The sequence below is a fragment of the Aquitalea sp. USM4 genome (assembly GCF_004328945.1).
Lineage (GTDB): Bacteria > Pseudomonadota > Gammaproteobacteria > Burkholderiales > Chromobacteriaceae > Aquitalea > Aquitalea pelogenes.
The window spans coordinates 2,198,967-2,221,423 of record NZ_CP029539.1 but is presented as its reverse complement, the minus strand read 5'-3'; the positions used below and the strand labels follow the sequence as shown (position 1 = coordinate 2,221,423).

General features: G+C 58.3%; 20 protein-coding genes, 2 tRNA genes and 1 riboswitch. Of the genes, 5 read left to right on the top strand and 17 right to left on the bottom strand.

What is annotated here, in order from left to right:
- The first annotated feature begins 43 nt into the window (after nucleotides 1–43).
- On the top strand, nucleotides 44–1,825 hold the full coding sequence (ptsG, locus tag DKK66_RS10350; protein WP_131357783.1) for a PTS glucose transporter subunit IIBC: 1,782 nt from the start codon (nucleotides 44–46) through the stop codon (nucleotides 1,823–1,825).
- 77 nt (nucleotides 1,826–1,902) lie between these two features.
- On the opposite strand, the gene DKK66_RS10345 is transcribed toward ptsG, so the two are convergent.
- The 7 genes from DKK66_RS10345 to hppD form a co-directional block, all read right to left on the bottom strand.
- Nucleotides 1,903–2,697 carry a Cof-type HAD-IIB family hydrolase gene (locus DKK66_RS10345; protein ID WP_131357780.1) on the bottom strand — a complete coding sequence of 265 codons (795 nt, stop codon included), beginning with the start codon at nucleotides 2,695–2,697 and terminating at the stop codon, nucleotides 1,903–1,905.
- Between the two features lie 127 nt (nucleotides 2,698–2,824).
- Nucleotides 2,825–2,900: transfer RNA gene (locus DKK66_RS10340), tRNA-Phe, on the bottom strand.
- A 21-nt stretch (nucleotides 2,901–2,921) separates the two neighbouring features.
- Nucleotides 2,922–2,997, bottom strand: a tRNA-Phe gene (locus DKK66_RS10335).
- A gap of 125 nt (nucleotides 2,998–3,122) precedes the next feature.
- The gene (gene maiA / locus DKK66_RS10330) at nucleotides 3,123–3,773 is read right to left on the bottom strand and encodes a maleylacetoacetate isomerase (protein WP_131357777.1); all 651 of its coding nucleotides are present in this window, start codon (nucleotides 3,771–3,773) and stop codon (nucleotides 3,123–3,125) included.
- The gene (locus DKK66_RS10325) at nucleotides 3,766–4,749 is read right to left on the bottom strand and encodes a fumarylacetoacetate hydrolase family protein (RefSeq protein ID WP_131357774.1); all 984 of its coding nucleotides are present in this window, start codon (nucleotides 4,747–4,749) and stop codon (nucleotides 3,766–3,768) included. The genes maiA and DKK66_RS10325 overlap by 8 nt, the downstream gene beginning before the upstream one ends.
- Before the next feature lie 58 nt (nucleotides 4,750–4,807).
- Nucleotides 4,808–5,938: a homogentisate 1,2-dioxygenase gene (locus DKK66_RS10320; RefSeq protein ID WP_131357771.1), complete on the bottom strand. Its 1,131-nt coding sequence runs from the start codon at nucleotides 5,936–5,938 to the stop codon at nucleotides 4,808–4,810.
- 95 nt (nucleotides 5,939–6,033) lie between these two features.
- Nucleotides 6,034–7,116, bottom strand: coding sequence for a 4-hydroxyphenylpyruvate dioxygenase (gene hppD / locus DKK66_RS10315; RefSeq protein ID WP_045846639.1), 1,083 nt, complete (start codon nucleotides 7,114–7,116; stop codon nucleotides 6,034–6,036).
- A 460-nt stretch (nucleotides 7,117–7,576) separates the two neighbouring features.
- Between hppD and DKK66_RS10310 the strand changes: the two genes are divergently transcribed.
- The 3 genes from DKK66_RS10310 to DKK66_RS10300 all read left to right on the top strand — a co-directional run bounded on the left by DKK66_RS10310 (nucleotide 7,577) and on the right by DKK66_RS10300 (nucleotide 11,091).
- Complete coding sequence (locus tag DKK66_RS10310; protein WP_045846641.1) at nucleotides 7,577–8,062, top strand: Lrp/AsnC family transcriptional regulator; 486 nt, start codon at nucleotides 7,577–7,579, stop codon at nucleotides 8,060–8,062.
- 118 nt (nucleotides 8,063–8,180) lie between these two features.
- Entirely contained in the window at nucleotides 8,181–9,227 is a 1,047-nt protein-coding gene (locus DKK66_RS10305; RefSeq protein ID WP_165494151.1) for an ABC transporter substrate-binding protein, read from the top strand.
- Nucleotides 9,228–9,237: 10 nt separating this feature from the next.
- Complete coding sequence (locus DKK66_RS10300; protein ID WP_131357765.1) at nucleotides 9,238–11,091, top strand: diguanylate cyclase; 1,854 nt, start codon at nucleotides 9,238–9,240, stop codon at nucleotides 11,089–11,091.
- 66 nt (nucleotides 11,092–11,157) lie between these two features.
- Here DKK66_RS10300 and metF read toward each other — a convergent pair whose 3' ends face one another.
- Both metF and ahcY read right to left on the bottom strand, forming a co-directional pair.
- Nucleotides 11,158–11,994: a methylenetetrahydrofolate reductase [NAD(P)H] gene (metF, locus tag DKK66_RS10295; RefSeq protein WP_045846644.1), complete on the bottom strand. Its 837-nt coding sequence runs from the start codon at nucleotides 11,992–11,994 to the stop codon at nucleotides 11,158–11,160.
- A gap of 136 nt (nucleotides 11,995–12,130) precedes the next feature.
- Nucleotides 12,131–13,531, bottom strand: a complete 1,401-nt coding sequence (ahcY, locus tag DKK66_RS10290) for an adenosylhomocysteinase (RefSeq protein ID WP_045846645.1) — start codon at nucleotides 13,529–13,531, stop codon at nucleotides 12,131–12,133.
- 70 nt (nucleotides 13,532–13,601) lie between these two features.
- Nucleotides 13,602–13,667, bottom strand: a riboswitch (S-adenosyl-L-homocysteine riboswitch).
- A 103-nt stretch (nucleotides 13,668–13,770) separates the two neighbouring features.
- On the opposite strand from ahcY, the gene DKK66_RS10285 reads away from it, so the two are divergent.
- Nucleotides 13,771–15,441, top strand: a complete 1,671-nt coding sequence (locus DKK66_RS10285) for a histidine kinase N-terminal 7TM domain-containing protein (RefSeq protein ID WP_131357762.1) — start codon at nucleotides 13,771–13,773, stop codon at nucleotides 15,439–15,441.
- Nucleotides 15,442–15,485: 44 nt separating this feature from the next.
- Here the strand turns inward: DKK66_RS10285 and DKK66_RS10280 are convergent, their stop codons facing one another.
- From DKK66_RS10280 to groES, 8 genes are all read right to left on the bottom strand, one after another.
- Entirely contained in the window at nucleotides 15,486–15,932 is a 447-nt protein-coding gene (locus tag DKK66_RS10280; RefSeq protein WP_131357759.1) for a ClpXP protease specificity-enhancing factor, read from the bottom strand.
- Nucleotides 15,933–15,940: 8 nt separating this feature from the next.
- Entirely contained in the window at nucleotides 15,941–16,543 is a 603-nt protein-coding gene (locus DKK66_RS10275; protein ID WP_045846647.1) for a glutathione S-transferase N-terminal domain-containing protein, read from the bottom strand.
- A gap of 156 nt (nucleotides 16,544–16,699) precedes the next feature.
- Nucleotides 16,700–17,461, bottom strand: a complete 762-nt coding sequence (locus DKK66_RS10270) for a cytochrome c1 (RefSeq protein ID WP_062789169.1) — start codon at nucleotides 17,459–17,461, stop codon at nucleotides 16,700–16,702.
- A gap of 17 nt (nucleotides 17,462–17,478) precedes the next feature.
- On the bottom strand, nucleotides 17,479–18,816 hold the full coding sequence (locus DKK66_RS10265) for a cytochrome bc complex cytochrome b subunit (RefSeq protein WP_045846649.1): 1,338 nt from the start codon (nucleotides 18,814–18,816) through the stop codon (nucleotides 17,479–17,481).
- A 14-nt stretch (nucleotides 18,817–18,830) separates the two neighbouring features.
- On the bottom strand, nucleotides 18,831–19,415 hold the full coding sequence (petA, locus tag DKK66_RS10260) for a ubiquinol-cytochrome c reductase iron-sulfur subunit (protein ID WP_045846650.1): 585 nt from the start codon (nucleotides 19,413–19,415) through the stop codon (nucleotides 18,831–18,833).
- Between the two features lie 120 nt (nucleotides 19,416–19,535).
- Nucleotides 19,536–20,282, bottom strand: coding sequence for a Nif3-like dinuclear metal center hexameric protein (locus DKK66_RS10255; RefSeq protein WP_131357756.1), 747 nt, complete (start codon nucleotides 20,280–20,282; stop codon nucleotides 19,536–19,538).
- A gap of 129 nt (nucleotides 20,283–20,411) precedes the next feature.
- A complete protein-coding gene (groL, locus tag DKK66_RS10250) occupies nucleotides 20,412–22,055 on the bottom strand; it encodes a chaperonin GroEL (RefSeq protein WP_045846652.1) in 1,644 nt (547 codons plus the stop codon).
- A gap of 54 nt (nucleotides 22,056–22,109) precedes the next feature.
- A complete protein-coding gene (groES, locus tag DKK66_RS10245) occupies nucleotides 22,110–22,397 on the bottom strand; it encodes a co-chaperone GroES (protein ID WP_045846653.1) in 288 nt (95 codons plus the stop codon).
- Between the last annotated feature and the right edge of the window lie 60 nt (nucleotides 22,398–22,457).

Here is a 22,457-nt window from a genome sequence, read left to right as displayed (position 1 = left end):
CGCCTGCTGATGCAGGCGGGAGCATTACGCAGGAATCACTATCATGTTTGATCAATCCTTCGCTTTTCTGCAGAAAATCGGCAAGGCACTGATGCTGCCCGTTGCCGTACTGCCGGTAGCCGGCCTGTTGCTGGGCATTGGCGCAACCGACTTCCACACCCAGAGCACCGTGCTGCTGGCCATCCTGTCGCTGATGAAAAACGCCGGTGACGTGATTTTCGGCAACCTGCCGCTGATCTTTGCCGTGGGCGTGGCGCTGGGCTTTACCGAAAACGACGGTGTAGCCGCCATTGCCGCCACCATCGGCTTCCTGGTGATGACCACCACGCTGGGCGTGATGGCCGGGCTGCTGGGCGTGAAACCCGACACCATCATGGGCATGCCATCCATCCAGACCGGTGTGTTCGGCGGCATTCTGGCCGGTGGTCTGGCGGCTTACATGTTCAACAAGTACTACCGCATCAGCCTGCCGCAGTATCTGGGCTTCTTTGCCGGCAAGCGCTTTGTGCCCATCGTCACCGCAGTGGCTGCCATCGTGCTGGGTGCGGTACTGTCCTTTGTCTGGCCGCCCATCGGTGGTGCCATCAAGACCTTCTCGCAATGGGCAGCCGTGAGCGACCCGCGCACTGCCGCCACCGTGTACGGTTTCGTCGAGCGTCTGCTGATTCCGTTTGGCCTGCACCACATCTGGAACGTGCCCTTCTTCTTTGAAATGGGCGATTTTGTCGATGCCAGCGGCAAGCACATCCACGGCGACATCAACCGCTTCTTTGCCGGTGATCCGACCGCAGGCGTGCTGTCCGGTGCCTTCCTGTTCAAGATGTTCGGCCTGCCGGCTGCTGCCATCGCCATCTGGCATACCGCCAAGCCGGAAAACCGGGTGAAAGTGGGCGGCATCATGATTTCCGCCGCACTGACTTCCTTCCTGACCGGTATTACCGAACCCATCGAATTCGCCTTCCTGTTCGTGGCTCCGGTGCTGTATTTCATCCATGCCTGCCTGGCAGCATCGGCCCAGTTCGTGGCCAACTCGCTGGACATGCACATGGGCTTCACTTTCTCGCAAGGTGGCATCGACTTTTTGATGTTCAACCTGATCGGCAACAAATCGCACCATGCCTGGTATGTGTTCATCCTGGGGCCGATCTACGCCGTCATCTACTACAGCGTGTTCCGCTTCGTCATCCTGAAATTCAACCTGAAAACACCGGGTCGTGAAGACGAAGACAGCAGCAGCGAAGGTGCGGTAAGCGAAGACCAGCGCGCCCGCGCCCTGGTACTGGCCTTTGGCGGCCGCAGCAACATCACCAATCTGGATGCCTGCATCACCCGTCTGCGCATTGCCGTGAAAAACCCGGCACAGGTAGACCAGGCCAAGCTCAAGGCCATGGGTGCATCCGGCGTGGTACAGGTAGGTAGCGGCATTCAAGCCATTTTCGGGCCGCAATCGGAAAACCTGAAAACCGATATGGAGATCTACCTGAAAACCGCTGGTGACGATGCCGAACTGCCTGCGGCAGCAGCAGCCAGTGCAGCCACTGCAACAGCCCATGCTCCGGCAGCAGTCAGCAGCACCCCGGCCGACCCGCAACTGGCCGCTACAGCCGCAGCCATCCTGGCCGCACTGGGTGGCCGTGGCAATGTGCAGCAGGTGGAAGCCATTGCCCACACCCGCCTGCGCGTGCAGCTGAAACAGGCGGCCAGCCTGAATGAAGCAGCGGCCCGCGAAGCCGGCGTCATGGCCTGCGTGCAGACCCAGCCGGGCACCTGGCATCTGATTGTTGGTGACAAGGCCGGTGCGCTGGCGCAAGCCTTGCAGGGCTGATTAGCTTTGCTAGCAACAAAAAGGCTGCCTTGGCAGCCCTTTTTCATGGTGCGCTGGTAGCGCAGAGGAGAACACGCTTACAAGGCAAACAACTGGCGCAGATGCAGGGCCACGCCGGACTGTGCATTGCTGGCCACGGTTTGTGCCTGCGGCAGCTGCGATGCAAGCCTCGGGTGGGCATTGGCCATGACCCGCGGGTGGCCCACGGTTTGCAGCAGTTCGATATCGTTCTGGCCATCGCCAAACGCCAGGCAATCAGCCGTATCGATAGCCAGCTCGTCCAGCACCAGTTGCAACGCATGGCCCTTGGAGACGCCGGGTGCCATCACCTCCAGGCAATTGTCCGCCGAGAAGGTGATATAGGCACGGTCGCCCAGCGCTGCATGTAGCTTGGCCTCAACCGTCAGCAAATGGGCATGGTCCGCAATGTAGAGGACCTTGGCCACCCCTGCTCCATCATGCTGATGCAAGGGCGCAATCTGGTAGTGCAGGCCGGAGTCGGCATGCAGATCCAGCAGATACTGGTAGGGTTGGTCGATCAGCCAGGCATCATCCAGATAGAAATTCAGCACCGTCCCGGCAGCAAATTCCGGCTGGGCAATCTGGCGCACGATGGCGGGGTCCAGATTGCTGCTATGGATCAGGCGGTTGTCCGGGTCATGCACCCGCGCGCCATTGGAGCTGATCAGATAGGCGGCAATACCCAGCGCATCGCGGATGCCTTTTACATCCAGATAATGACGGCCGGTGGCCAGTGCAAAACGCAGGCCGCGTGCTTCCAGTTGTTGCAGGGTTTGCGCAGTCAGCGCGTTGACGCAGTGGTGTTCATCCAGCAAGGTGCCGTCCAGGTCGGAGGCAATGAAACGGTACACGGCAGGACTCCGCATGAGTGTGGGAGCAAGCGATTTTACACCCCCTGCCATGTAGCTGCAGGACTACACTGCGGCGGGAGCAGAAATGCAAAAAGCCAAGCATGGAGCTTGGCTTTTGCGTGAATTCTGGTGGCCAGTCGCGGAATCGAACCACGGACACGCGGATTTTCAATCCGCTGCTCTACCAACTGAGCTAACTGGCCGTCTGACAGCTGCGGTGATATTGGTGGCCAGTCGCGGAATCGAACCACGGACACGCGGATTTTCAATCCGCTGCTCTACCAACTGAGCTAACTGGCCATCACTGCTACGCTTTCGCGTCATCAGAGCCACGCATTAAATCAGAGCAGACCAGCTGCGTCAAGACATTTTTCAAAAAGGCTGAAAATACCGATGAATTAAAGCAAGTGGCGCTATTTCCCTCATCAAACCGGCGGCGCATCCGCCTGCTGTGCCGGATGTGCCGCAGCAAAGGCCGGCAGGCTGGCCAAGGCGGCATCAATGCGCACGATGTGCGGATACGGCGTCAGATCCAGCCCGAAGCGCCGCGCGGCAAAGACCTGTGGCACCAGGCAGACATCCAGCAGGCCGGGGGCATCGCCGCAGGCGAAGGGCTGCGGCTTGGCCGCCAGTTGCTGTTCCAGTGCCTCAAATCCAGTGGCAATCCAGTGGCGTATCCATTGCAGCCTCGCCGCTTCTGGCTGCTCCAGTTCGCCTTCCAGATATTTCAGGACACGGGCATTGTGTAGCGGGTGGATGTCGGCGCAGATGCTCAAGGCCAGCGCCCGCACCCTTGCCCGTTCGTGCAAGTCGCGCGGCAGCAGCGCTGGCGTATCCGGATAGGCTTCGTCCAGATACTCGCAGATGGCCAGCGACTGGGTCAGCAACTGGCCGCCATCCAGCAAGGCCGGCACCAGCCCTTGCGGGTTGAGCGCCAGATAGGCCGGATCGCGCTGCTCACCCTTGAGCAGGTTGACCGCCTGCTGCCGGTAGGAGAGGCCCTTGAGATTCAGCGCAATGCGTACCCGGTAAGCGGCACTGGAGCGGTAGTAGCCATACAGCACGCGCTCAGTCATGGGCAGCTACCTGCTGATCGATGCAACCGAAGATGGATTGACCGGCTGCATCCAGCATCTCGATACGGATGCGGTCACCCGGCTGCATGAAAGGCGTGACGGGTGCGCCTTGCTCGATGATCTCGATCATGCGCTGCTCGGCCAGGCAGCAGGAGCCGGTGGCACGGTCATGATTGGAAATGGTGCCGGAACCGACAATGGAGCCTGCCGCCAACGCACGGGTCTTGGCCACATGCGCCACCAGCTGGGCAAAGTTGAACTGCATTTCCACGCCGCACTGTGGCTGGCCATACAGCTTGCCGTTGTATTCCACCCGCAGCGGCAGATGTACCTTGCTGTCCTGCCAGGCCTGACCCAGCTCGTCCGGCGTTACCGCCACCGGCGAGAAGGCCGTGGCCGGCTTGCTCTGGAAGAAGCCGAAACCCTTGGCCAGCTCGGCCGGAATCAGGTTGCGCAGGGTGACATCGTTCACCAGCATCAGCAGACGGATATGTGCGGCACAATCACCAGCCTGGCTGCCCAGCGGCACATCGTCGGTAATCACCGCCACTTCGCCTTCAAAATCCAGCCCCCAGCTGACATCGGCCAGCGGAATGTCGGCATGTGGCGGCAGGAAGGTGTCCGATCCGCCCTGATACATCAGCGGGTCCTGGTAGAAACTGGCGGGTACTTCGGCGCCACGCGCCTTGCGTACCAGTTCCACATGGTTCAGGTAAGCACTGCCATCTGCCCACTGATAGGCACGTGGCAGCGGGCTGTGGCAGGCGGACTGGTCAAAGCTGACGGCACCGTTGACCGTCCCCTGGTTCAGGGCGGCATAAATCTCCTGCAAGGCAGGCTCGCAACGGCTCCAGTCATCCAGCGCAGCCTGCAGGCTGGCGGCGATATGCGGTACGGCGATGGCGCGGGTGAGATCGCGGCTGACGACCATCAGCTGGCCATCGCGGGTGTGATTACGGTAGGTGGCAAGTTTCATCGGTGTGCTTTCCTTGACGGGCGGTATGGCTCATCACGCCAATCGCCCGGTGTCTGGTTCAGGTCTTGGGCTTCCAGCTGTCCACATAGCCCGTCCACTCCACGGCAGGCAGGCCGGGACCCTGCTCCAGCGCGTTGCGGGTATCGATCATCACCGCCACTTCGTCGGTGAACTTTTTCGGCTCGCTCATCGCCTTGGCAAAGGCTTTGGGGTGCGGACCATGGGTGAAGCCGGCGGGGTGGAAGGTGAGCATGCCGGGCTTGATATTGTCGCGGCTGAAAAAGTCGCCTGCGTGGTAGAAGATGACTTCGTCGTAGTCGTCGTTGTTGTGATAGAACGGCACCTTGAGCGCACCGGGGTCGGATTCGATCGGACGCGGTACAAAGGTGCAGATGACAAAGCCGTCGGCCACAAAGGTGCTGTGTGCCGAGGGCGGCAGATGATAACGATGGCTCATCAGCGGCCGGATATCGCGCCAGTTGATGCGCGCTACCGCGATATTGCCATGCCAGCCGATGGCATCCAGCGGATTGAACGGGTAGGTGACGGTAGACAGCACATTGTGGCGCTTGATCACCACCTGCCATTCGTCTTCGGTCTGCTGCGCCCTGAAGGCATCGTCGATGGCCGGGACATCCAGCATGGCTTCGTCGAAAATCGCATGCGGGCCGACAATGCCCTTGTCCGGCAGCTGGTATGCCCCGTTGCAGGCTTCAATCAGCAGCATGGTGGTGGTTTCGGCCGGTTCGATGCGCCAGTTGGTGGAACGCGGAATCAGGATGTAATCGCCATCGCGGTAGCTCAGGTGGCCGTAGTCGCAAAACAGCTCGCCGCTGCCGGCATGGATGAACAGCATGTCATCGCCATCACCATTGCGGTACAGCTGGGTCATGGCCTGGGAGCAGGTCCAGATGCGCAGCTGGCACTGGCTGTTATGCAACACCAGCGGGGCTGACCAGGGAGCTGCCACGTCCTTGGGCAGTTCGTTCAGGTCGAAGGCACGCGGCTTGAGCGGCCCTTCCCATGCCGACCAGCCAGTGGGCGGGTGCTTGTGATGCAGATGGGTGGCAGGGCCAAAAAAACCGCTGCGCCCGACTTCACGTTCATAAATGCCCTCCGCCGGCAAATCGGCGTGGGCCTGACGGGAAATTGTCCCTTCCCGGTGCGGGAATCCTATCCATTTACGCATGGGGCATTCCTTGCCTGCATGGCTGGCCGCCATGCAGGGAGAGCTGTGCACAGAGGCAGACGGTGCCACCATCTGCCCGTTTGTCCTGCTTTGCCTTAATCCGCCTTCAGCACGCCGCGGCGGATCTGGTCCTCTTCGATGGATTCAAACAAGGCGCGGAAGTTGCCCTCGCCAAAGCCCTCGTTGCCCTTGCGCTGGATGATTTCGAAGAAAATCGGCCCGATGACGGTTTCGGTGAAGATCTGCAACAGGATGCCCGCGCCTTCCACCGGGGCACCGTCGATCAGGATGCTGTTCTTGCGCAGGCGGGCCAGGTCTTCGCCATGGCCGGCCACACGGCTGTCCACCTTGTCGTAATAGGTGTCCGGCGTATCCAGGAAGCGCGTGCCGGCGGCCTTCAGCGTTTCCACCGTCTGGTAGATGTCGCGGGTGGTCAGTGCAATGTGCTGGATGCCTTCGCCGTGGTATTCACGCAGGAATTCCTCGATCTGGCTCTTGTCGTCGGAGGACTCATTGATGGGAATGCGGATCTTGCCGCAAGGGCTGGTCATGGCCTTGGACACCAGGCCGGTGAGTTTGCCTTCGATGTCGAAATAGCGGATTTCGCGGAAATTGCCGATGTTTTCGTAGAAACCGGCCCACTTGGCCATATTGCCGCGGAAAACATTGTGGGTCAGGTGGTCGATCTCATACAGGCCGACACCAGCCGGGTGCTGCTCCACCCCGTCCAGCGGCAGGAAATCCACATCGTAGATATTGTGCGCCGGGCCGTAACGGTCGACAAAGTACAGTGCCGAGCCGCCAATACCCTCCACTGCCGGGATGTTCAGTTCCATCATGCCGATGGGGCGCACATAGGGCTTGGCACCGTGCGCCAGCGCATATTCATACGCCTTGGCCGCATCCTTCACCCGCCAGGCCATGGCACAGGCGGACGGGCCATGTACCTTGCCGAATTCGTTGGCCGGCTGGGTAGGTTCACCGTTGAGGATGAAGTTGATGTCACCCTGACGGTACAGGCTGACATTCTTGCTGCGATGCCGTGCCACTTCGACAAAGCCCAGCGACAGGAACAGCTGGCGCAAATCGGCAATGCCTTCGGCAGTGGGGGCCGTGTATTCGACAAACTCAAAGCCGTCGGTGGCCAGCGGGTTATGCAGCGGTGTTTCCATTTTCATTTTCTCTCCTCTTTCCTTTGCACATGCCCGGTTGCTGCACATGGCAAGAAACCGGACGGTCAGACCAGGTGTGGTGGTGGCAAGCAAGGCCAGCGAACCAACGCGGTGGCAATCGGCAAAAGCAAGGGAGAGGAATGGCGCAGGCAGACCCGGCAGCTACCGCGCACGGGATGCGGGTTGATGGCTGCGTGTTGCCGTACGTGCAGGCGCACACCGGATACGCAGTGCGCTGCGATCAGGGGTGGCGCTGTCTTTGCCCCGGCGGCACGATTTTGTGTGTCTCACCGGGCTTCTCCTCCATCGTTGCCGACATTATCCAGTGATCTGTTGCCACCGTGTAAAATGTCCGGGCTAGGCTTTTTATTCTAGGGAAAAGGCCGGGCAATTTTCTTGCTAACATCCCCCAGATACATAATAACTAGAAATATAATTTCAAAAATTTCAAATCAGAGGAGTTTATATGCCAAGTCTTACGCTAGATAAGACAGACTTGCGCATCCTGTCCGAGCTTCAGCTCAATGGCAGGTTGACCAATGTGGAACTTGCGGAAAGAGTAGCGCTCTCGCCATCCCCTTGCCTGAGACGCTTGAAACAGCTGGAAGAATCCGGCGTGATTCGACAGTACGTCGCGCTGCTGGACCCGGCCAAAATCGGCCTCGGCTTGCAGGCCTATGTCCGTGTCGTGCTGGAGAAGCGCGGCAATACCCATGTGCAAAGTTTTATTGATGCCGTGCAACGCTGGCCGGAAGTTATCAATTGCTTTGCAATGACCGGCGAAATGGACTATCTCTTGCAAGTTTATTTTGAAGATCTGGAACATTTCTCGCGCTTTGTCATGGATGAGCTGCTGCAGCAGCAAGGCGTTGAGGATGTGAAATCCAGCTTCGTCCTGAAAGAGATCAAGCGTACGACTTCATTGCCGCTCAGCCAGCTCAGAAGTATTTGAGCCACTTGCGCTGCAGAAGTCCTTGCCAAGTCCGATAATGAACGCAGGAGGATTGAATAAAGGCCCCGGCATGCAGGTGATCCACGCGATCCGGCTTCTTGTCCTGGTTGTTGCAATAATGTTGCACAACCAGGCAGCGGCATTTACGGTCACATTCATTTCGCCGGGGCACCAGAATGAAGCCTTCTGGCTGAGCGCGGTCCGTGCGATGCAGGCTGCTGCCGATCAGCTCGACATCCAGCTGGAAGTGCTGTCCGCCGAGCGCGACCCCGTGCAGATGGTAAAGCTGGTGCAGGCCGTCACCCAGCGTCGTCGCAAGCCGGACTACCTGCTGCTGGTCAATGAAAAGCTGGCCGGACCAGCCATGCTGTCGCTGGCCGACCAGGCCGGCATCCCCTGTTTCCTCAGCTTCAACCCCTTGACTCCCGCCCAACTGCAAACCAGCGGCCTGCCACGACAACGGCTCAAATACTGGCTGGGTTCACTGACACCGGATAACGCCATGGCGGGCAGCCAGACCATGAAAGCCTTGCTGGACGAAGCCTCCCGTCGCTTTCCGCCCGGAACGCCACTACATGTGCTGATGATGGCGGGAGATCGCTCCACGCCAGCGTCTACCTTGCGGATAGAAGGCGCACGCCAGATTCTGGCCACAACACCCAATGCCACCTTGACCCAGCTGGTTTATGGCGAGTGGGAAAGCAAACGTGCCATGCAGCAAGGCATATGGCTGTTGCAGCGCTATCCGCAGATCAATCTGGTATGGGCGGCCAATGATGAAATGGCGTTCGGCATGGAAGAAGCCATCCGCCAAAGTGGCAAGCAGGCCGGAAAGACGGTATTGCTCAGTGCCATCAACAATTCGCCGCGCGCCATGCAGGAAAGACGTGACGACAAGCTTGCCGCCCTGGCCGCCGGCCATTTCATGACCGGTGCATGGAGCCTGGTGCTGCTGTACGATTACCATCACGGTCATGACTTTGCCAGCGAGGGACTACAGCTGCACCCCACCATTTTCAGCACGGTCTCCCGTCAACAAGCGCAACGCTTTTTACAGTTATTCGCCGATAATGACTACAAGGGCATCCGTTTCAGGCAATTCAGCAAATTCGCCAATCCGGCATTGCAACGCTATGCCTTTGGCTTCAGCACACTGCTGAATTAGGAGTTTGTTCATGCCCACCCGCCGACTCACCCGTCAGCTGATATGGCAGTTACTGCTGTATACCCTGCTGTTTGGCGTGGCCGTCATCACGCTCAAGGCCGTGGTGGTATGGCGCGACGGGCAGCGGGAGATGAATGCCATTCCCGACACGGTTTCCCGTCTTTACCTGCCACTGCTGGGACAAAGCGCCTGGGATGTGGACATTCCGGCCATCCAGTTGCAACTGCGGCTGATTGGGCAGATTCCGGGTGTGCAAAGCGTGGAAGTGCGTACCGAACTGGGTCAGTCCCTGCGCTACGATAATCCGGCCCTGCAAGACCAGTACAACCGTGAGGAATATCACCTGCCGCTGGCCTCCCCGCATGGCAAGGACAGCATCGGCACCTTGCAACTGCTGGTTTCGCGCCAACCGGTCTACCAGGCCATGTGGCATGAAGTGCTCAGTGCCACCTTGCAGTTTCTGCTGGGCTTCTTCGGCCTTGCCCTGTTGTTGTGGTGGCTGTTCAACCGCCAGTTGGTGAAGCCGCTGCAGGACATGGCGCAAACAGTACGCAATTATCAACCGGGCCAGGCACTGCCCCCCTTGCTGCCCGGCTCGCCCGACCAGGTGGTGGATAATGAGCTGAGCGAACTGGCACGTGCCTTTCGCAGCATGAGCGACAATATCAACCGCCATCTGGCCGAACGCAGCGGAATTGAAAACGAGCTGGCCAGCCATCGCGACGAACTGGCACGGCTGGTGGCCGAACGCACCCGGGAGCTGGACCAGCTACTGTGCTTTCAGCAGCTGATTGCCGGTATCTCCACCCGCTTCATCAATATCCCGCTACACGACATTGATCAGGCCACCGACATGGCTCTGGGAGAAATCGGCCAGTTCATGCAGGTGGAGCGCTGTTATCTGGTGAGCTTCTCCGACGCCTGGCTGGTCGATACCGTGCATGAATGGTGCGCCTCCGGCATTTCCCCCACTACCCACACCTTGCTGGGAGAAAACCTGCAACAGCGCAGCTTCGCCTGGCAGCAATTGCAGCAGTTCGGCGTGCTGTCACTGGATGCCTTGTCCGCCCTGCCAGCCAGCGCCACGCTGGAACGCCATGAGCTGGAAAGCCATCAGGTGCAAAGCCTGTTCATGCTGCGCATCGATCATATGGGCCGGCCGATCGGTTTGTTCGGCTGCGATATGGTAAGCCGCCAACGCCAGTGGCAGGGCAAGGAGCAGCAGCAAGCCCGTCTGCTGGGCGAAACCCTGGCCAATACCATCATCCGCCGCCAGCAATTGCAAACCCTGAGCAGCACCCAGCAACAATTACGCAATGCCAATGCCGACCTGGCACGCATGGCCTTCAGTGACGGCCTCACCGGTATTGCCAACCGGCGCTATTTTGATGAGCAGTTGCTGGAGTGTTTCACCCAGGCACGCAGTCAACACCAGAACCTGAGCGTGATGCAGATCGACATCGATTACTTCAAGCAATTCAACGACAGCTACGGGCATCTGGCGGGCGATCAGTGCCTGCGTCAGGTTGCGCAGTGCATACAGTCGCAGCTGGCTGGCACGGCAGCGCTGGTCGCACGGGTGGGTGGTGAGGAATTCGGAGTCCTGTTACCCGGCTATCACGCTGCCGACAGCCTGGCACTGGCCGAGGTCCTGCGTCAGGCCATCTGGCAACTGGCCATTGCCCATCGCAACAGCTCGGTTGGCGACCGGGTCACCATCAGCATTGGCGTTGCCACCTTGCAGGACAATCACTACGCCAGCCAGCAACTGATGCGGGATGCCGACCTGGCGCTGTATCGCGCCAAGAACCTGGGACGCAATCAGGTGGTACAAGCCCAGTCGCCACCGCACATTCTGGCCTGAGCAGCAGTGGACAAAAAAAGCCCGGTGATAAACCGGGCTTTTTCCGATGGTGCGACTAAGCGGCCATTACAGGCCCAGACGCTGCCATACCGTGGACACCAGGCCAGCCTGGTTCAGGGTGTAGAAGTGCAGGCCCGGCGCACCATTGGCCAGCAGGCGGTCGCACAGCTCGGTCACCACATCCAGACCCAGGGCACGAATGGAGGCCGCATCATCGTAATAGGATTGCATGCGCTGACGCAGCCAGCGCGGCACTTCGGCCCCGCACATATCGGAGAAGCGGCACAGCTGACCGAAGTTGGCAATCGGCATGATGCCCGGCACGATGGGAATGTCCACACCGCGTGCCTGCGCTTCGTCAACAAAGCGGAAGTAGGCATCCGCATTGAAGAAATACTGGGTCATGGCCGAATTGGCACCGGCTTTTACCTTGCGCACGAAATTGTTCAGGTCATCCTCGGCCGACTTGGCCTGCGGATGGAATTCCGGATAAGCCGCCACTTCGATATGGAAATGTTCGCCATGTTCGCTGCGGATGAACTCGACCAGTTCGTTGGCATAGCGGAACTCACCGGCCGCCACCATGCCGGACGGCATGTCACCACGCAGTGCCACAATGTGACGGATGCCGTGATTACGGTATTCATTGAGGATGGCGCTGATGTTTTCCCGTGTCGAGCCGATACACGACAGGTGCGGTGCGGCGGCATGCCCTTCGCTGCGGATCTCCAGCACGGTGGACAGGGTGCCATCGCGGGTGGTGCCACCGGCACCGAAGGTCACCGAGAAAAACTGCGGCTTGAACTGGGCCAGTTGCTGGCGGGTAGTACGCAGCTTGGCCACACCCTCGGGGGTCTTGGGCGGGAAAAACTCGAAGCTGAAGGTTTTTTTCTGTTCGTTCATGATCGTCTCTGTCCCTGCTCGGGGCGGCAGGCTTTAGTTTTTATACTGCAGCGTGTCGAAGCGGTAGTGGCCCGCAGATAGAAAAACGGACAGGTGCATCATACCCTGCCCTGTCCGTTTGCCTTACAGCCCGCTATCAATAACGATAGTGCGCCGGCTTATAAGGGCCCTGCTTCGGTACGCTGATGTAGGCGGCCTGCTCGTCGGACAGCTCGGTCAGGTTGGCACCGATACGCTTCAGGTGCAGGCGGGCCACCTTCTCGTCCAGATGCTTGGGCAGCACATACACTTCCTTGCCGTACTTTTCACCGTGCTGGAAGATTTCCATCTGCGCCAGCACCTGGTTGGTGAAGGAGTTGGACATCACGAAGCTGGGGTGGCCGGTAGCGCAGCCCAGGTTCACCAGACGGCCTTCGGCCAGCAGGATGATGCGCTTGCCATCCGGGAAGATGATGTGGTCAACCTGCGGCTTGATGTTGTCCCACTGGTACTGGCGCAGGCTGGCGACTTCGATTTCGCTGTCGAAGTGGCCGATATTGCACACGATGGCGTTATTGCGCATTTTGACCATGTGCTCGTGGGTAATCACCGATACATTGCCGGTGGTGGTAACGAAGATGTCGCCCTGATCGGCCACATCATCCATGCGCACCACGCGGTAGCCTTCCATCGCGGCTTGCAGCGCGCAGATCGGGTCCACTTCGGTCACCCACACGGTGGCACCCAGGCCACGCAGGCTTTGGGCGCAGCCCTTGCCCACGTCACCGTAGCCCAATACCACGGCGACCTTACCGGCAATCATCACGTCGGTGGCGCGCTTGATGCCATCCACCAGCGATTCGCGGCAGCCGTACAGGTTGTCGAACTTGGACTTGGTCACCGAGTCGTTGACGTTGAAGGCCGGGAACGGCAGACGGCCTTCTTTTTGCATCTGGTACAGACGATGCACGCCGGTGGTGGTTTCTTCGGTCACGCCCTTGATATGCGGCAGACGCTTGGAATACCAGTGCGGGTCTACTTCCAGGTAACGGGCAATGGCAGCAAACAGCGCGGTTTCTTCTTCGTTGGACGGATGGCTGATGACGCTGCGGTCTTGCTCGGCCTTGCTGCCCAGCATCAGCAGCAAGGTGGCATCGCCACCGTCATCCAGAATCATGTTGGCTTCCTGACCTTCCGGCCATTCGAAGATCTTGTGGGAGAACTCCCAGTATTCATCCAGGCTTTCACCCTTGAAGGCAAATACCGGGATATTGGCTGCGGCAATGGCGGCAGCGGCGTGGTCTTGCGTGGAGAAGATATTGCAGGAAGCCCAGCGTACATCGGCACCCAGTTCCACCAGGGTTTCGATCAGCACGCCAGTCTGGATGGTCATGTGCAGCGAGCCGGCAATGCGGGCACCGCGCAGCGGCTTCTGGTGCGCGTATTCTTCACGCAGCGCCATCAGGCCGGGCATTTCGGTTTCGGCGATTGCCAGTTCCTTGCGGCCCCAGGCTGCAAGATTGATGTCAGCTACGTGAAAATCGGAGAATTCAGCCATCGTGCAAAGTCCTTTCACACGCCGGCCGGAACGCGGCTCACCCGCTATTCCGGCATCGGCACGGAGATTAGTCAGGTGAGCGCCGTTTGCAAGAAGCCCGAGCCTGGGGATTGACCTCGCAGCGCTCCTCGGGAATGCCGTAATTATACCTAGAGACACAAAAATGTGAATGAAACTTGCACAACAGGGGTTAAACTAAAACGTTGCGGTAAATATAGTCACTTTGCATAGCGGGTCTCATGTCTCTTGTTTTTACCTCCATTTCAGCCATTTCCGGGTTAGCCGCCCTCAGTGCTGCCACCATCGGCATCCTGGCTTGGGAAAGGCGTAAGGTAAGCGGAGCCCGCTATCTGGCCTGGCTGATGCTGGCTGTCACGGTCTGGGCTGGTGCAGCCACACTGGAGTTGTCCTCCACCTTGCTGCGCGACAAGATATTCTGGTCCAAGGTGGAATACCTGGGCACCCTGAGTGTGCCGGTACTGTTTTTCCTGCTGGCCGCCGATTACAACCAGCTGGAACGCGCACTACGTCCACGCACCATCGTGCAGTTATTGCTGATTCCCCTGTTCAGCCTGGCGCTTGCGCTTACCAATGAAAAGCATGGCTTGATCTGGCGCAGCTTTCAGCCTTCTCCCTCCGGACACAATCTGCTGATTTTCAACCACGGGCCTTTGTTCTGGTTACTGGTTGCCGGGTATTCCTATCTGATGATGCTGCTTGGCTCACTGCTCTTGCTGCGTACCCTGCACTTTTACTCGCCTCATTACCGCGGCCAATCGCTCATCCTGATGCTGGGCGCCATTGTCCCGTGGATAGGCAATCTGCTGTACCTCACAGGCAATATCAGCTGGCAAGGACTGGACCCTACACCGCTGTGCTTTGCCGCCACCGGTGCCATTTTTGCCTTCGACCTGCTTTACCTGCGCATGTTGTACGTGGTGCCCATCGCGCGCGGCAACGCCTTCAATGCCATGGGTGACGGCATTGTGGTGATAGACAATGAAAAAACCATTCTGGATATCAATCCGGCAGCTGCCAACCTGTTTGGCAAACCGGCAGGTGTGCTGTGCGGACAGCAATTGCAGATTGCCGCCCTGGTTGCAGTGGCAGATCAGGATGGCTCGCATCAGGTGGAACTGAACGGGCCAGGCTCGCGTTCCATTCTGGAAGTGCGCGCCTTTCCCATCCGTGAAAGCGGTGTGACCCTGGGTGGGCGCATGCTGGTGCTGCGCGATATTTCGCGGCAGCGTCTGGCGGAGGAGGCCTTGCATCAGGCCTATCTGCAACTGAAAACCCGTATCGACGAAATCGAAACCTTGCAGGACACACTGCGCGAACAGGCCCTGCACGATCCGCTCACCGGCCTGTACAACCGTCGTTATCTGGAAGAAACCCTGGGCCGGGAAATCAGCCGGGCTGGCAGGGAACAGCGCTCGCTGACTTTTGCGCTGATTGATCTGGACAACTTCAAAAGCATCAATGACCGCTTTGGTCACATCATTGGCGATACCGTGCTGTGCGCACTGGCCGACTTGCTGCGCGCCCATTGCCGGCAGGCGGATATTGTCTGTCGCCTGGGTGGCGAGGAGTTCATCGTGGTGCTGCCTTCGGCAGACCAGCGCAATGGCTGGATGCGCATGGAGCTACTGCGACAACGCTTCTCCGAGTTACAGTTCCAGGCCGAGGAGCAGCGCTTTCAAACCAGCTTCTCTTGCGGCATTGCCTGCTTTCCGCAGGATGGCAATAATTTTGCCCACCTGTACCAGCTGGCGGACATGGCGTTGTATCAGGCCAAGGCCAAGGGCAAGAACCAGGTTTTACTCCACGCCCCCACTCCGGCAGTCGCGGAGGACTCCAGCCCGGCGGAAAACAGTCCGCACACCCCGACGCAAAACGCAGGCAGTGAATGAAAAAGGCCGGGACTATATCCCGGCCTTGTTTGACATCACACGCCTTACTTCACGATACGCAGGCTGGGACGACCACCCGCACGCGGCGGGGTTTCGGGTGCAGGGCTGTCTGCTTCGGCATCAGCCACCGGTTCGGTGGCAGCACTGACCGGCTGCAAGGCAGGTTTGCCAGGTGTCTGACCCAGTTCAACCTCGAAGCCCATTCCTTCGCCGGTTTCCCGCGCGAAAATCGACATCACATTGCCAACCGGCACCCAGATATCACGCGATACACCGGCAAAGCGGGCGGAGAACGACAACCACTCGTTGTCGATGCGCAGATGATGGGTTGCACTGGCGGCAATATTGAGCACGATTTCGTTGTTCTTCACGTATTCGCGCGGGACATCGGTATGCTCATCCACCCACACCACCACAAAGGGGGTGTGACCATTATCCGTACACCATTCATACAGTGCGCGGAGCATATATGGCTTGGTACTGGCGCTCATGGTCATCCTTACTTGCGCATGGCCTTTTCGGACGGGGTCAGCGAATCAATGAAAGACTGACGCTGGAAAATGCGTTCGGCGTATTTCAGGATGGGAGCAGCATGCTTGCCCAAGTCGATGTTGTAATGCTCCAGGCGCCACATCAGCGGAGCGATGGCCACATCGATCATGGAGAACTCTTCACCCAGCATGAACTTTTGCTTGGCAAATACCGGTGCAATGGTGGTCAGGCCATCACGGATGGCTTCACGCGCCTTGGTGGCTTCCTTGCCGGTAGCGCCGGCTTCCAGCACTTTCACGTGGCAGAACAGCTCGTTTTCGAAACGGTGCAGGAACAGGCGGGCACGCGCACGCATCACCGGGTCGGCCGGCATCAGTTGCGGGTGCGGGAAACGCTCGTCAATGTATTCATTGATGATGTTGGATTCGTGCAGGATCAGGTCACGCTCCACCAGTACCGGCACTTCGTTGTAGGGATTCATCACAGCCAGATCTTCCGGCTTGTTGTGAATGTCTACATCGATGATCTCGAAATCCATGCCCTTTTCATACAACACGATACGGCAACGTTGGCTGAAGGGGCAGGTAATTCCAGAATAAAGAGTCATCATGGCTTGCGGATATCCTTGACAGGAGCTGTCGATTTCGATCAAAGAAGGGATTTTACCATTTTCGGGATGGCAATTTCCACAACTAGATCACAACACCATGATTACAAAAGAAAAAAGGCGGAAATATCCGCCTTTTTCTTTGAACGGCACCAGTACTTAGTGCACGTCTTTCCAGTATTCCTTCTTCAGGAAGTAGGTCAGCGGCAGCAGCAGCACACCCAGGAACAGCAGCACAATGTAGCCGATCTGATGGCGCTTCACCTGAGCCGGCTCACCAATGTACACAAGGTAATTGGTCAGGTCCGCCATACGCTTGTCAAACTCGGCGGTATTGGCCTTGCCGTTTTCCAGCTTGGTGAGGGTACCGGCCTTGACCAGTTCGAGCTTGTGCTCTTCATGGCCTTCAGCATTTTTCTCGGTCTTCAGTACTTGCTCACCTTGCATTTCCCACAGCACGTGCGGCATGCCAACCTTGTCGAACACCAGGTTGTTCCAGCCGGTCGGACGGGACGGATCACGGTAGAAGCCACGCAGGTAGGCGTACAGATAGTCTGCACCACGGGAACGGGCAATCAGCGACAGGTCCGGCGGAGCCGCACCCAGCCACAGTTTGGCGTCCTTCTTGTCCATGGAAACATTCATCTGGTCGCCGATCTTGGCACCTTCCGGCAACAGGTTGGCCTTGATCTGCTCTTCAGTCAGGCCAATGTCTTCCAGACGGTTGTAGCGCATGGCGCTGGCCGAGTGGCAGGACAGGCAGTAGTTGCTGAACAGCTGGGCACCACGTTGCAGGCTTTCGGTGTCCTGAATGTCGATCGGAGCCTTTTCCAGCTTCGGCCCTTCATTGGCCAGAACCGTGCCGCTTACCGGCAACACCAGCGCCATGGCAGCGATCAGGTGGCGGATTTTGCTTTTCATATGTCCTTTCCCCTTGCTTACACGTTGGTGGCGAACAGGTAGGCCGCAATCACGGTCACTGCCACCAGCACCAGGAACTGCAGCTGACGCTTGCCATTGGTGTCCGTCACACGGGTCGGTACCGGTACGGTGCCAACGTCGTTCTTGGTGTAGAACGGCATGCCCAGGAAGAAGGCGAAGTAGACGAACGACAGGATCTGCGAGATCAGGGTTCGACCAGCTGTCGGCGGCATGGCACCCAGGATGCCCAGGCCGATGAAGGCGATGATGAACAGCACCAGCATGAACTTGAACTTGGGACCGCGATAACGGATGGACTTGATCGGGGAACGATCCAGCCACGGCAGGAAGGCAATCACCACTACGGCAGCACCCATGCCGATCACACCCCAAACCTGGGTACCCAGGAAGGACGGAATGGCACGCAGAATGGCGTAGAACGGGGTGAAGTACCATACCGGCGCAATGTGCGGCGGGGTCTTCAGCGGGTCAGCCTGGTCGAAGTTCGGGTGTTCCAGGAAGTAGCCACCCATTTCCGGCAGGAAGAACACGATGATGGAGAACACGATCAGGAACACGGCCACACCGAAGATATCCTTCACGGTGTAGTAAGGATGGAAAGGAATGCCATCCAGCGGGATGCCCTTTTCGTCCTTCAGTTTCTTGATTTCCACGCCATCCGGGTTGTTGGAACCCACTTCGTGCAGCGCGATCAGGTGAGCCACCACCAGGGCCAGCAGCACCAGCGGCACGGCAATCACGTGCAGGGCGAAGAAGCGGTTCAGCGTGGCATCGGACACCACGAAGTCACCACGGATCCACACCGACAGGTCCGGGCCGATTACCGGGATGGAACCGAACAGGTTTACGATCACCTGCGCACCCCAGAAGGACATCTGGCCCCAGGGCAGCAGATAACCCATGAAGGCTTCAGCCATCAGGCACAGGAAGATCAGGCAACCAAACACCCATACCAGTTCGCGCGGCTGCTTGTACGAGCCGTAGATCAGGCCACGGAACATGTGCAGGTAAACCACCACGAAGAACATGGAAGCACCGGTGGAGTGCATGTAGCGGATGATCCAGCCACCTGCCACATCACGCATGATGTATTCCACCGAGGCAAACGCCACCGGGATGCCGGCTGCGTTCAGGTTGCCATCCGGCTTGTAGTTCATGGTGAGGAAGATGCCGGTCACGATCTGGATAACCAGAACCAGCATGGCCAGCGAGCCGAAGAAGTACCAGAAGTTGAAGTTCTTCGGTGCGTAATACTCGGTAACGTGCTCTTTCAGCATCGACGACAGCGGGAAGCGGTCGTCAATCCAGTTCAGCAGCTTTTGTCCTTTGCTCATTTTTCCCCCTCAGCTTATTTGTCGTCGCCAATCAGCAGGCGGGTATCGGACAGATACTTATGCGGCGGAATTTCCAGGTTCTTCGGCGCCGGCACACCCTTGAACACGCGGGCAGCCAGGTCGAACTTGGAACCGTGGCACGGGCAGTAGAAACCACCCAGCCATTCCGGACCCAGATCGGCAGGTGCCAGATCAGGACGGAAAGTCGGCGAACAGCCCAGATGGGTACAGATGCCCACGGCAACCAGCAGTTCCGGCTTGATGGAACGGCCTTCGTTCTGGCAGTACTTGGGTTGTTGCTCTACTTCGGACTTGGGGTCCACCAGCTTGGGGTCGTTCTTCGGCAGATCGGCAATCTGCTGCTTGGTACGGGACAACAGCCATACCGGCTTGCCGCGCCATTCAACGTTGATCTTCTGGCCCGGCTCCAGCTTGCTGATATCCACCTCAACCGGTGCACCAGCAGCTTTTGCCCGTTCAGACGGGAAGAAACTCATCAGAAACGGCGTTGCCACCCCGGCAACCGCCACACCCCCAACAGCGCTGGTTGCTACCGTCAGAAACCGACGGCGCCCCGTATCGACTTGTTGTTCACTCATTACAGTCATCCTCAAACGTGGAAACCGAGCTTAAACTTCAAACCAGACGATTTTACCTGATTAGCAGTAGGGACATGAAGCGCCTATGCAAATAAATTGACCTATGTCGGCCGGATTTGTCTAAACCGGATTGAAAAGATCGACAAATTCCACATTTATGCCGTGTAAATGAGAAATCTTCTCACCCAACACCTGCACTCCGTAACGCTCGGTGGCATGATGTCCGGCGGCAATGAATGCCACACCGTATTCGTTGGCCAGATGAAAACACTGCTCGGACACTTCGCCCGTCACAAAGGCGTGTACCCCCAGAGCGATTGCCTCTTCAAAGAAACCCTGCGCCCCGCCGGTACACCAGGCAACCTTGCTTACTCTTTGATTTTCATCACCCAACAGCTGGGCAGGGCGCCCCAGCAGCATGCTGACATGATCAGCAAAATCCCGTGCACTACCCGCCTTGGGCCAGCTGCCATGCCACAGTAATCCCTGCTCACCACTCTGGCCGGCCACATCCAGTCCCAGCACGGCAGCCAGCCTGGCATTGTTGCCAAGCTCGGGATGAGCATCCAGCGGCAGGTGGTAAGCCAGCAGGCTGATGTCATGTTGCAGCAATTTGGCCACACGCTGCCGCTTCATGCCCACCAGCCGGGCATCCTCGCCCTTCCAGAAGTAACCATGGTGCACCAGGATGGCATCCGCCTGGCGCGCAATGGCCACATCAATCAGCGCCTGCGAAGCAGTCACGCCGCAGACAATGCGCGCTACTTCCGCCCTACCCTCCACTTGCAGGCCATTGGGCGCATAGTCCTTGTAGCGCCACGGTTCCAGCCATTGATCGATGCTGTTCAACAATTGCATTAATTGCATGGGACACCTTTGCCTGGTTCTGAATGCGCTTATTGTGCCAGAGATAAGACGCGCTACCTGTTTGCGATCCAAAAACAAAAACCCCGCACAAGTGCGGGGTTTTCAGGTTCAGCGAGAGGCCGAAGCAGCTTACATCATGCCGCCCATGCCGCCCATGCCGCCCATGTCCGGCATGCCGCCAGCAGCCGGCTTGTCTTCCGGCAGTTCTGCGATCATGCAGTCGGTGGTCAGCATCAGACCGGCAACAGAAGCAGCATGTTGCAGGGCGGAGCGGGTTACCTTGGCCGGATCCAGCACGCCCATTTCCAGCATGTCGCCGTATTCGCCGGTAGCAGCGTTGTAACCGAAGTTACCCTTGCCTTCCAGTACCTTGTTCACCACAACAGACGGCTCGTCGCCAGCGTTCTTGACGATCTGACGCAGCGGAGCTTCGATGGCCTTCAGTACGATCTTCACGCCGGCATCCTGATCGACATTGTCGGTCTTCAGGCTGTCCAGGGTGGAGCGAGCGCGCAGCAGGGCAACGCCACCGCCAGCGACAACGCCTTCTTCCACAGCGGCGCGGGTAGCGTGCAGCGCGTCTTCAACGCGAGCCTTCTTCTCTTTCATTTCCACTTCGGTGGCAGCGCCAACCTTGATCACGGCAACACCGCCAGCCAGCTTGGCCACGCGCTCTTGCAGTTTTTCGCGGTCGTAATCGGAAGAAGCTTCTTCGATCTGGCGACGGATTTCACCAACGCGAGCCTGGATGGCATCAGCCTGGCCAGCACCGTCGATGATGATGGTGTTTTCCTTGCCCACTTCGATACGCTTGGCTTGGCCCAGCATGTCCAGAGTGGCTTTTTCCAGGGTCAGGCCCAGTTCTTCGGCAATCACGGTACCGCCGGTCAGGATGGCGATATCCTGCAGCATGGCCTTGCGACGGTCGCCAAAGCCCGGAGCCTTGACAGCAACCACCTTCAGGATGCCGCGGATGGTGTTGACCACCAGGGTAGCCAGTGCTTCGCCTTCTACGTCTTCGGCGATGATCAGCAGCGGACGACCGGATTTGGCCACTTGCTCCAGTACCGGCAGCAGGTCGCGGATGTTGGAAACCTTCTTGTCGAACAGCAGGACGAACGGATTGTCCAGAGCGGCAATCTGTTTTTCCTGGTTGTTGATGAAGTACGGGGACAGGTAGCCGCGGTCGAACTGCATGCCTTCCACCACGTCCAGTTCGTTGCTCAGGCTCTTGCCGTCTTCAACGGTGATCACGCCTTCCTTGCCCACTTTTTCCATGGCGGTAGCGATGATTTCACCGATGTCGGAATCGGAGTTGGCGGAAATGGAACCAACCTGAGCGATTTCCTTGGTGGTGGCACATGGCTTGGCGATCTTGGCGATTTCACCTACCAGGGAAACCACAGCCTTGTCGATGCCGCGCTTCAGGTCCATCGGGTTCATGCCGGCGGCAACAAACTTCATGCCTTCCTGCACGATGGCCTGGGCCAGTACGGTAGCGGTGGTGGTACCGTCGCCAGCCACGTCGGAAGTCTTGGAAGCCACTTCCTTCACCATCTGAGCGCCCATGTTTTCGAACTTGTCTTTCAGTTCGATTTCCTTGGCAACGGATACACCATCCTTGGTGATGGTCGGTGCGCCAAAGGAGCGGTCCAGCACAACATTGCGGCCTTTCGGGCCCAGGGTAACCTTGACGGCGTCAGCCAGAATGTTGACACCAACCACCATCTTGGCGCGTGCGGAATCACCAAACTTTACGTCTTTTGCAGCCATGCTCAAATCTCCAGAATTCTATAAAAGGATCGTAGAAGGGTGTATGGGTCGGAATTACTCGACGATGCCCATCACATCTTCCTCGCGCATCACGAGGACTTCTTCGCCATCAACCTTGACGGACTGGCCGGAATACTTGCCGAAGATGACCTTGTCACCAACCTTCAGCTCCAGCGGACGACGTTCGCCATTGTCCAGAACCTTGCCGTTACCGACAGCCAGCACCTCGCCCATGTCGGGCTTTTCAGCTGCAGCGCCCGGCAGAACGATGCCGGATGCGGTTTTTTCTTCAGCCTCAAGGCGCTTGATAACAACACGATCGTGCAGCGGACGAATTGCCATTGATCTCTCCTAAATACAATTGGCTGTTGAAAGCAAAAATGATCTGCCTGGATGGCAGCA

Bases quoted from the DNA above. Each gene is read 5' to 3' on its own strand.
- ptsG (WP_131357783.1), top strand. From the start codon at position 44: ATGTTTGATCAATCCTTCGCTTTTCTGCAGAAAATCGGCAAGGCACTG.
- maiA (WP_131357777.1), bottom strand. From the start codon at position 3,773: ATGACTGAGCGCGTGCTGTATGGCTACTACCGCTCCAGTGCCGCTTAC.
- DKK66_RS10325 (WP_131357774.1), bottom strand. From the start codon at position 4,749: ATGAAACTTGCCACCTACCGTAATCACACCCGCGATGGCCAGCTGATG.
- DKK66_RS10320 (WP_131357771.1), bottom strand. From the start codon at position 5,938: ATGCGTAAATGGATAGGATTCCCGCACCGGGAAGGGACAATTTCCCGT.
- hppD (WP_045846639.1), bottom strand. From the start codon at position 7,116: ATGAAAATGGAAACACCGCTGCATAACCCGCTGGCCACCGACGGCTTT.
- DKK66_RS10310 (WP_045846641.1), top strand. From the start codon at position 7,577: ATGCCAAGTCTTACGCTAGATAAGACAGACTTGCGCATCCTGTCCGAG.
- DKK66_RS10305 (WP_165494151.1), top strand. From the start codon at position 8,181: ATGTTGCACAACCAGGCAGCGGCATTTACGGTCACATTCATTTCGCCG.
- DKK66_RS10300 (WP_131357765.1), top strand. From the start codon at position 9,238: ATGCCCACCCGCCGACTCACCCGTCAGCTGATATGGCAGTTACTGCTG.
- metF (WP_045846644.1), bottom strand. From the start codon at position 11,994: ATGAACGAACAGAAAAAAACCTTCAGCTTCGAGTTTTTCCCGCCCAAG.
- ahcY (WP_045846645.1), bottom strand. From the start codon at position 13,531: ATGGCTGAATTCTCCGATTTTCACGTAGCTGACATCAATCTTGCAGCC.
- DKK66_RS10285 (WP_131357762.1), top strand. From the start codon at position 13,771: ATGTCTCTTGTTTTTACCTCCATTTCAGCCATTTCCGGGTTAGCCGCC.
- DKK66_RS10280 (WP_131357759.1), bottom strand. From the start codon at position 15,932: ATGAGCGCCAGTACCAAGCCATATATGCTCCGCGCACTGTATGAATGG.
- DKK66_RS10275 (WP_045846647.1), bottom strand. From the start codon at position 16,543: ATGATGACTCTTTATTCTGGAATTACCTGCCCCTTCAGCCAACGTTGC.
- DKK66_RS10270 (WP_062789169.1), bottom strand. From the start codon at position 17,461: ATGAAAAGCAAAATCCGCCACCTGATCGCTGCCATGGCGCTGGTGTTG.
- DKK66_RS10265 (WP_045846649.1), bottom strand. From the start codon at position 18,816: ATGAGCAAAGGACAAAAGCTGCTGAACTGGATTGACGACCGCTTCCCG.
- petA (WP_045846650.1), bottom strand. From the start codon at position 19,415: ATGAGTGAACAACAAGTCGATACGGGGCGCCGTCGGTTTCTGACGGTA.
- DKK66_RS10255 (WP_131357756.1), bottom strand. From the start codon at position 20,282: ATGCAATTAATGCAATTGTTGAACAGCATCGATCAATGGCTGGAACCG.
- groL (WP_045846652.1), bottom strand. From the start codon at position 22,055: ATGGCTGCAAAAGACGTAAAGTTTGGTGATTCCGCACGCGCCAAGATG.
- groES (WP_045846653.1), bottom strand. From the start codon at position 22,397: ATGGCAATTCGTCCGCTGCACGATCGTGTTGTTATCAAGCGCCTTGAG.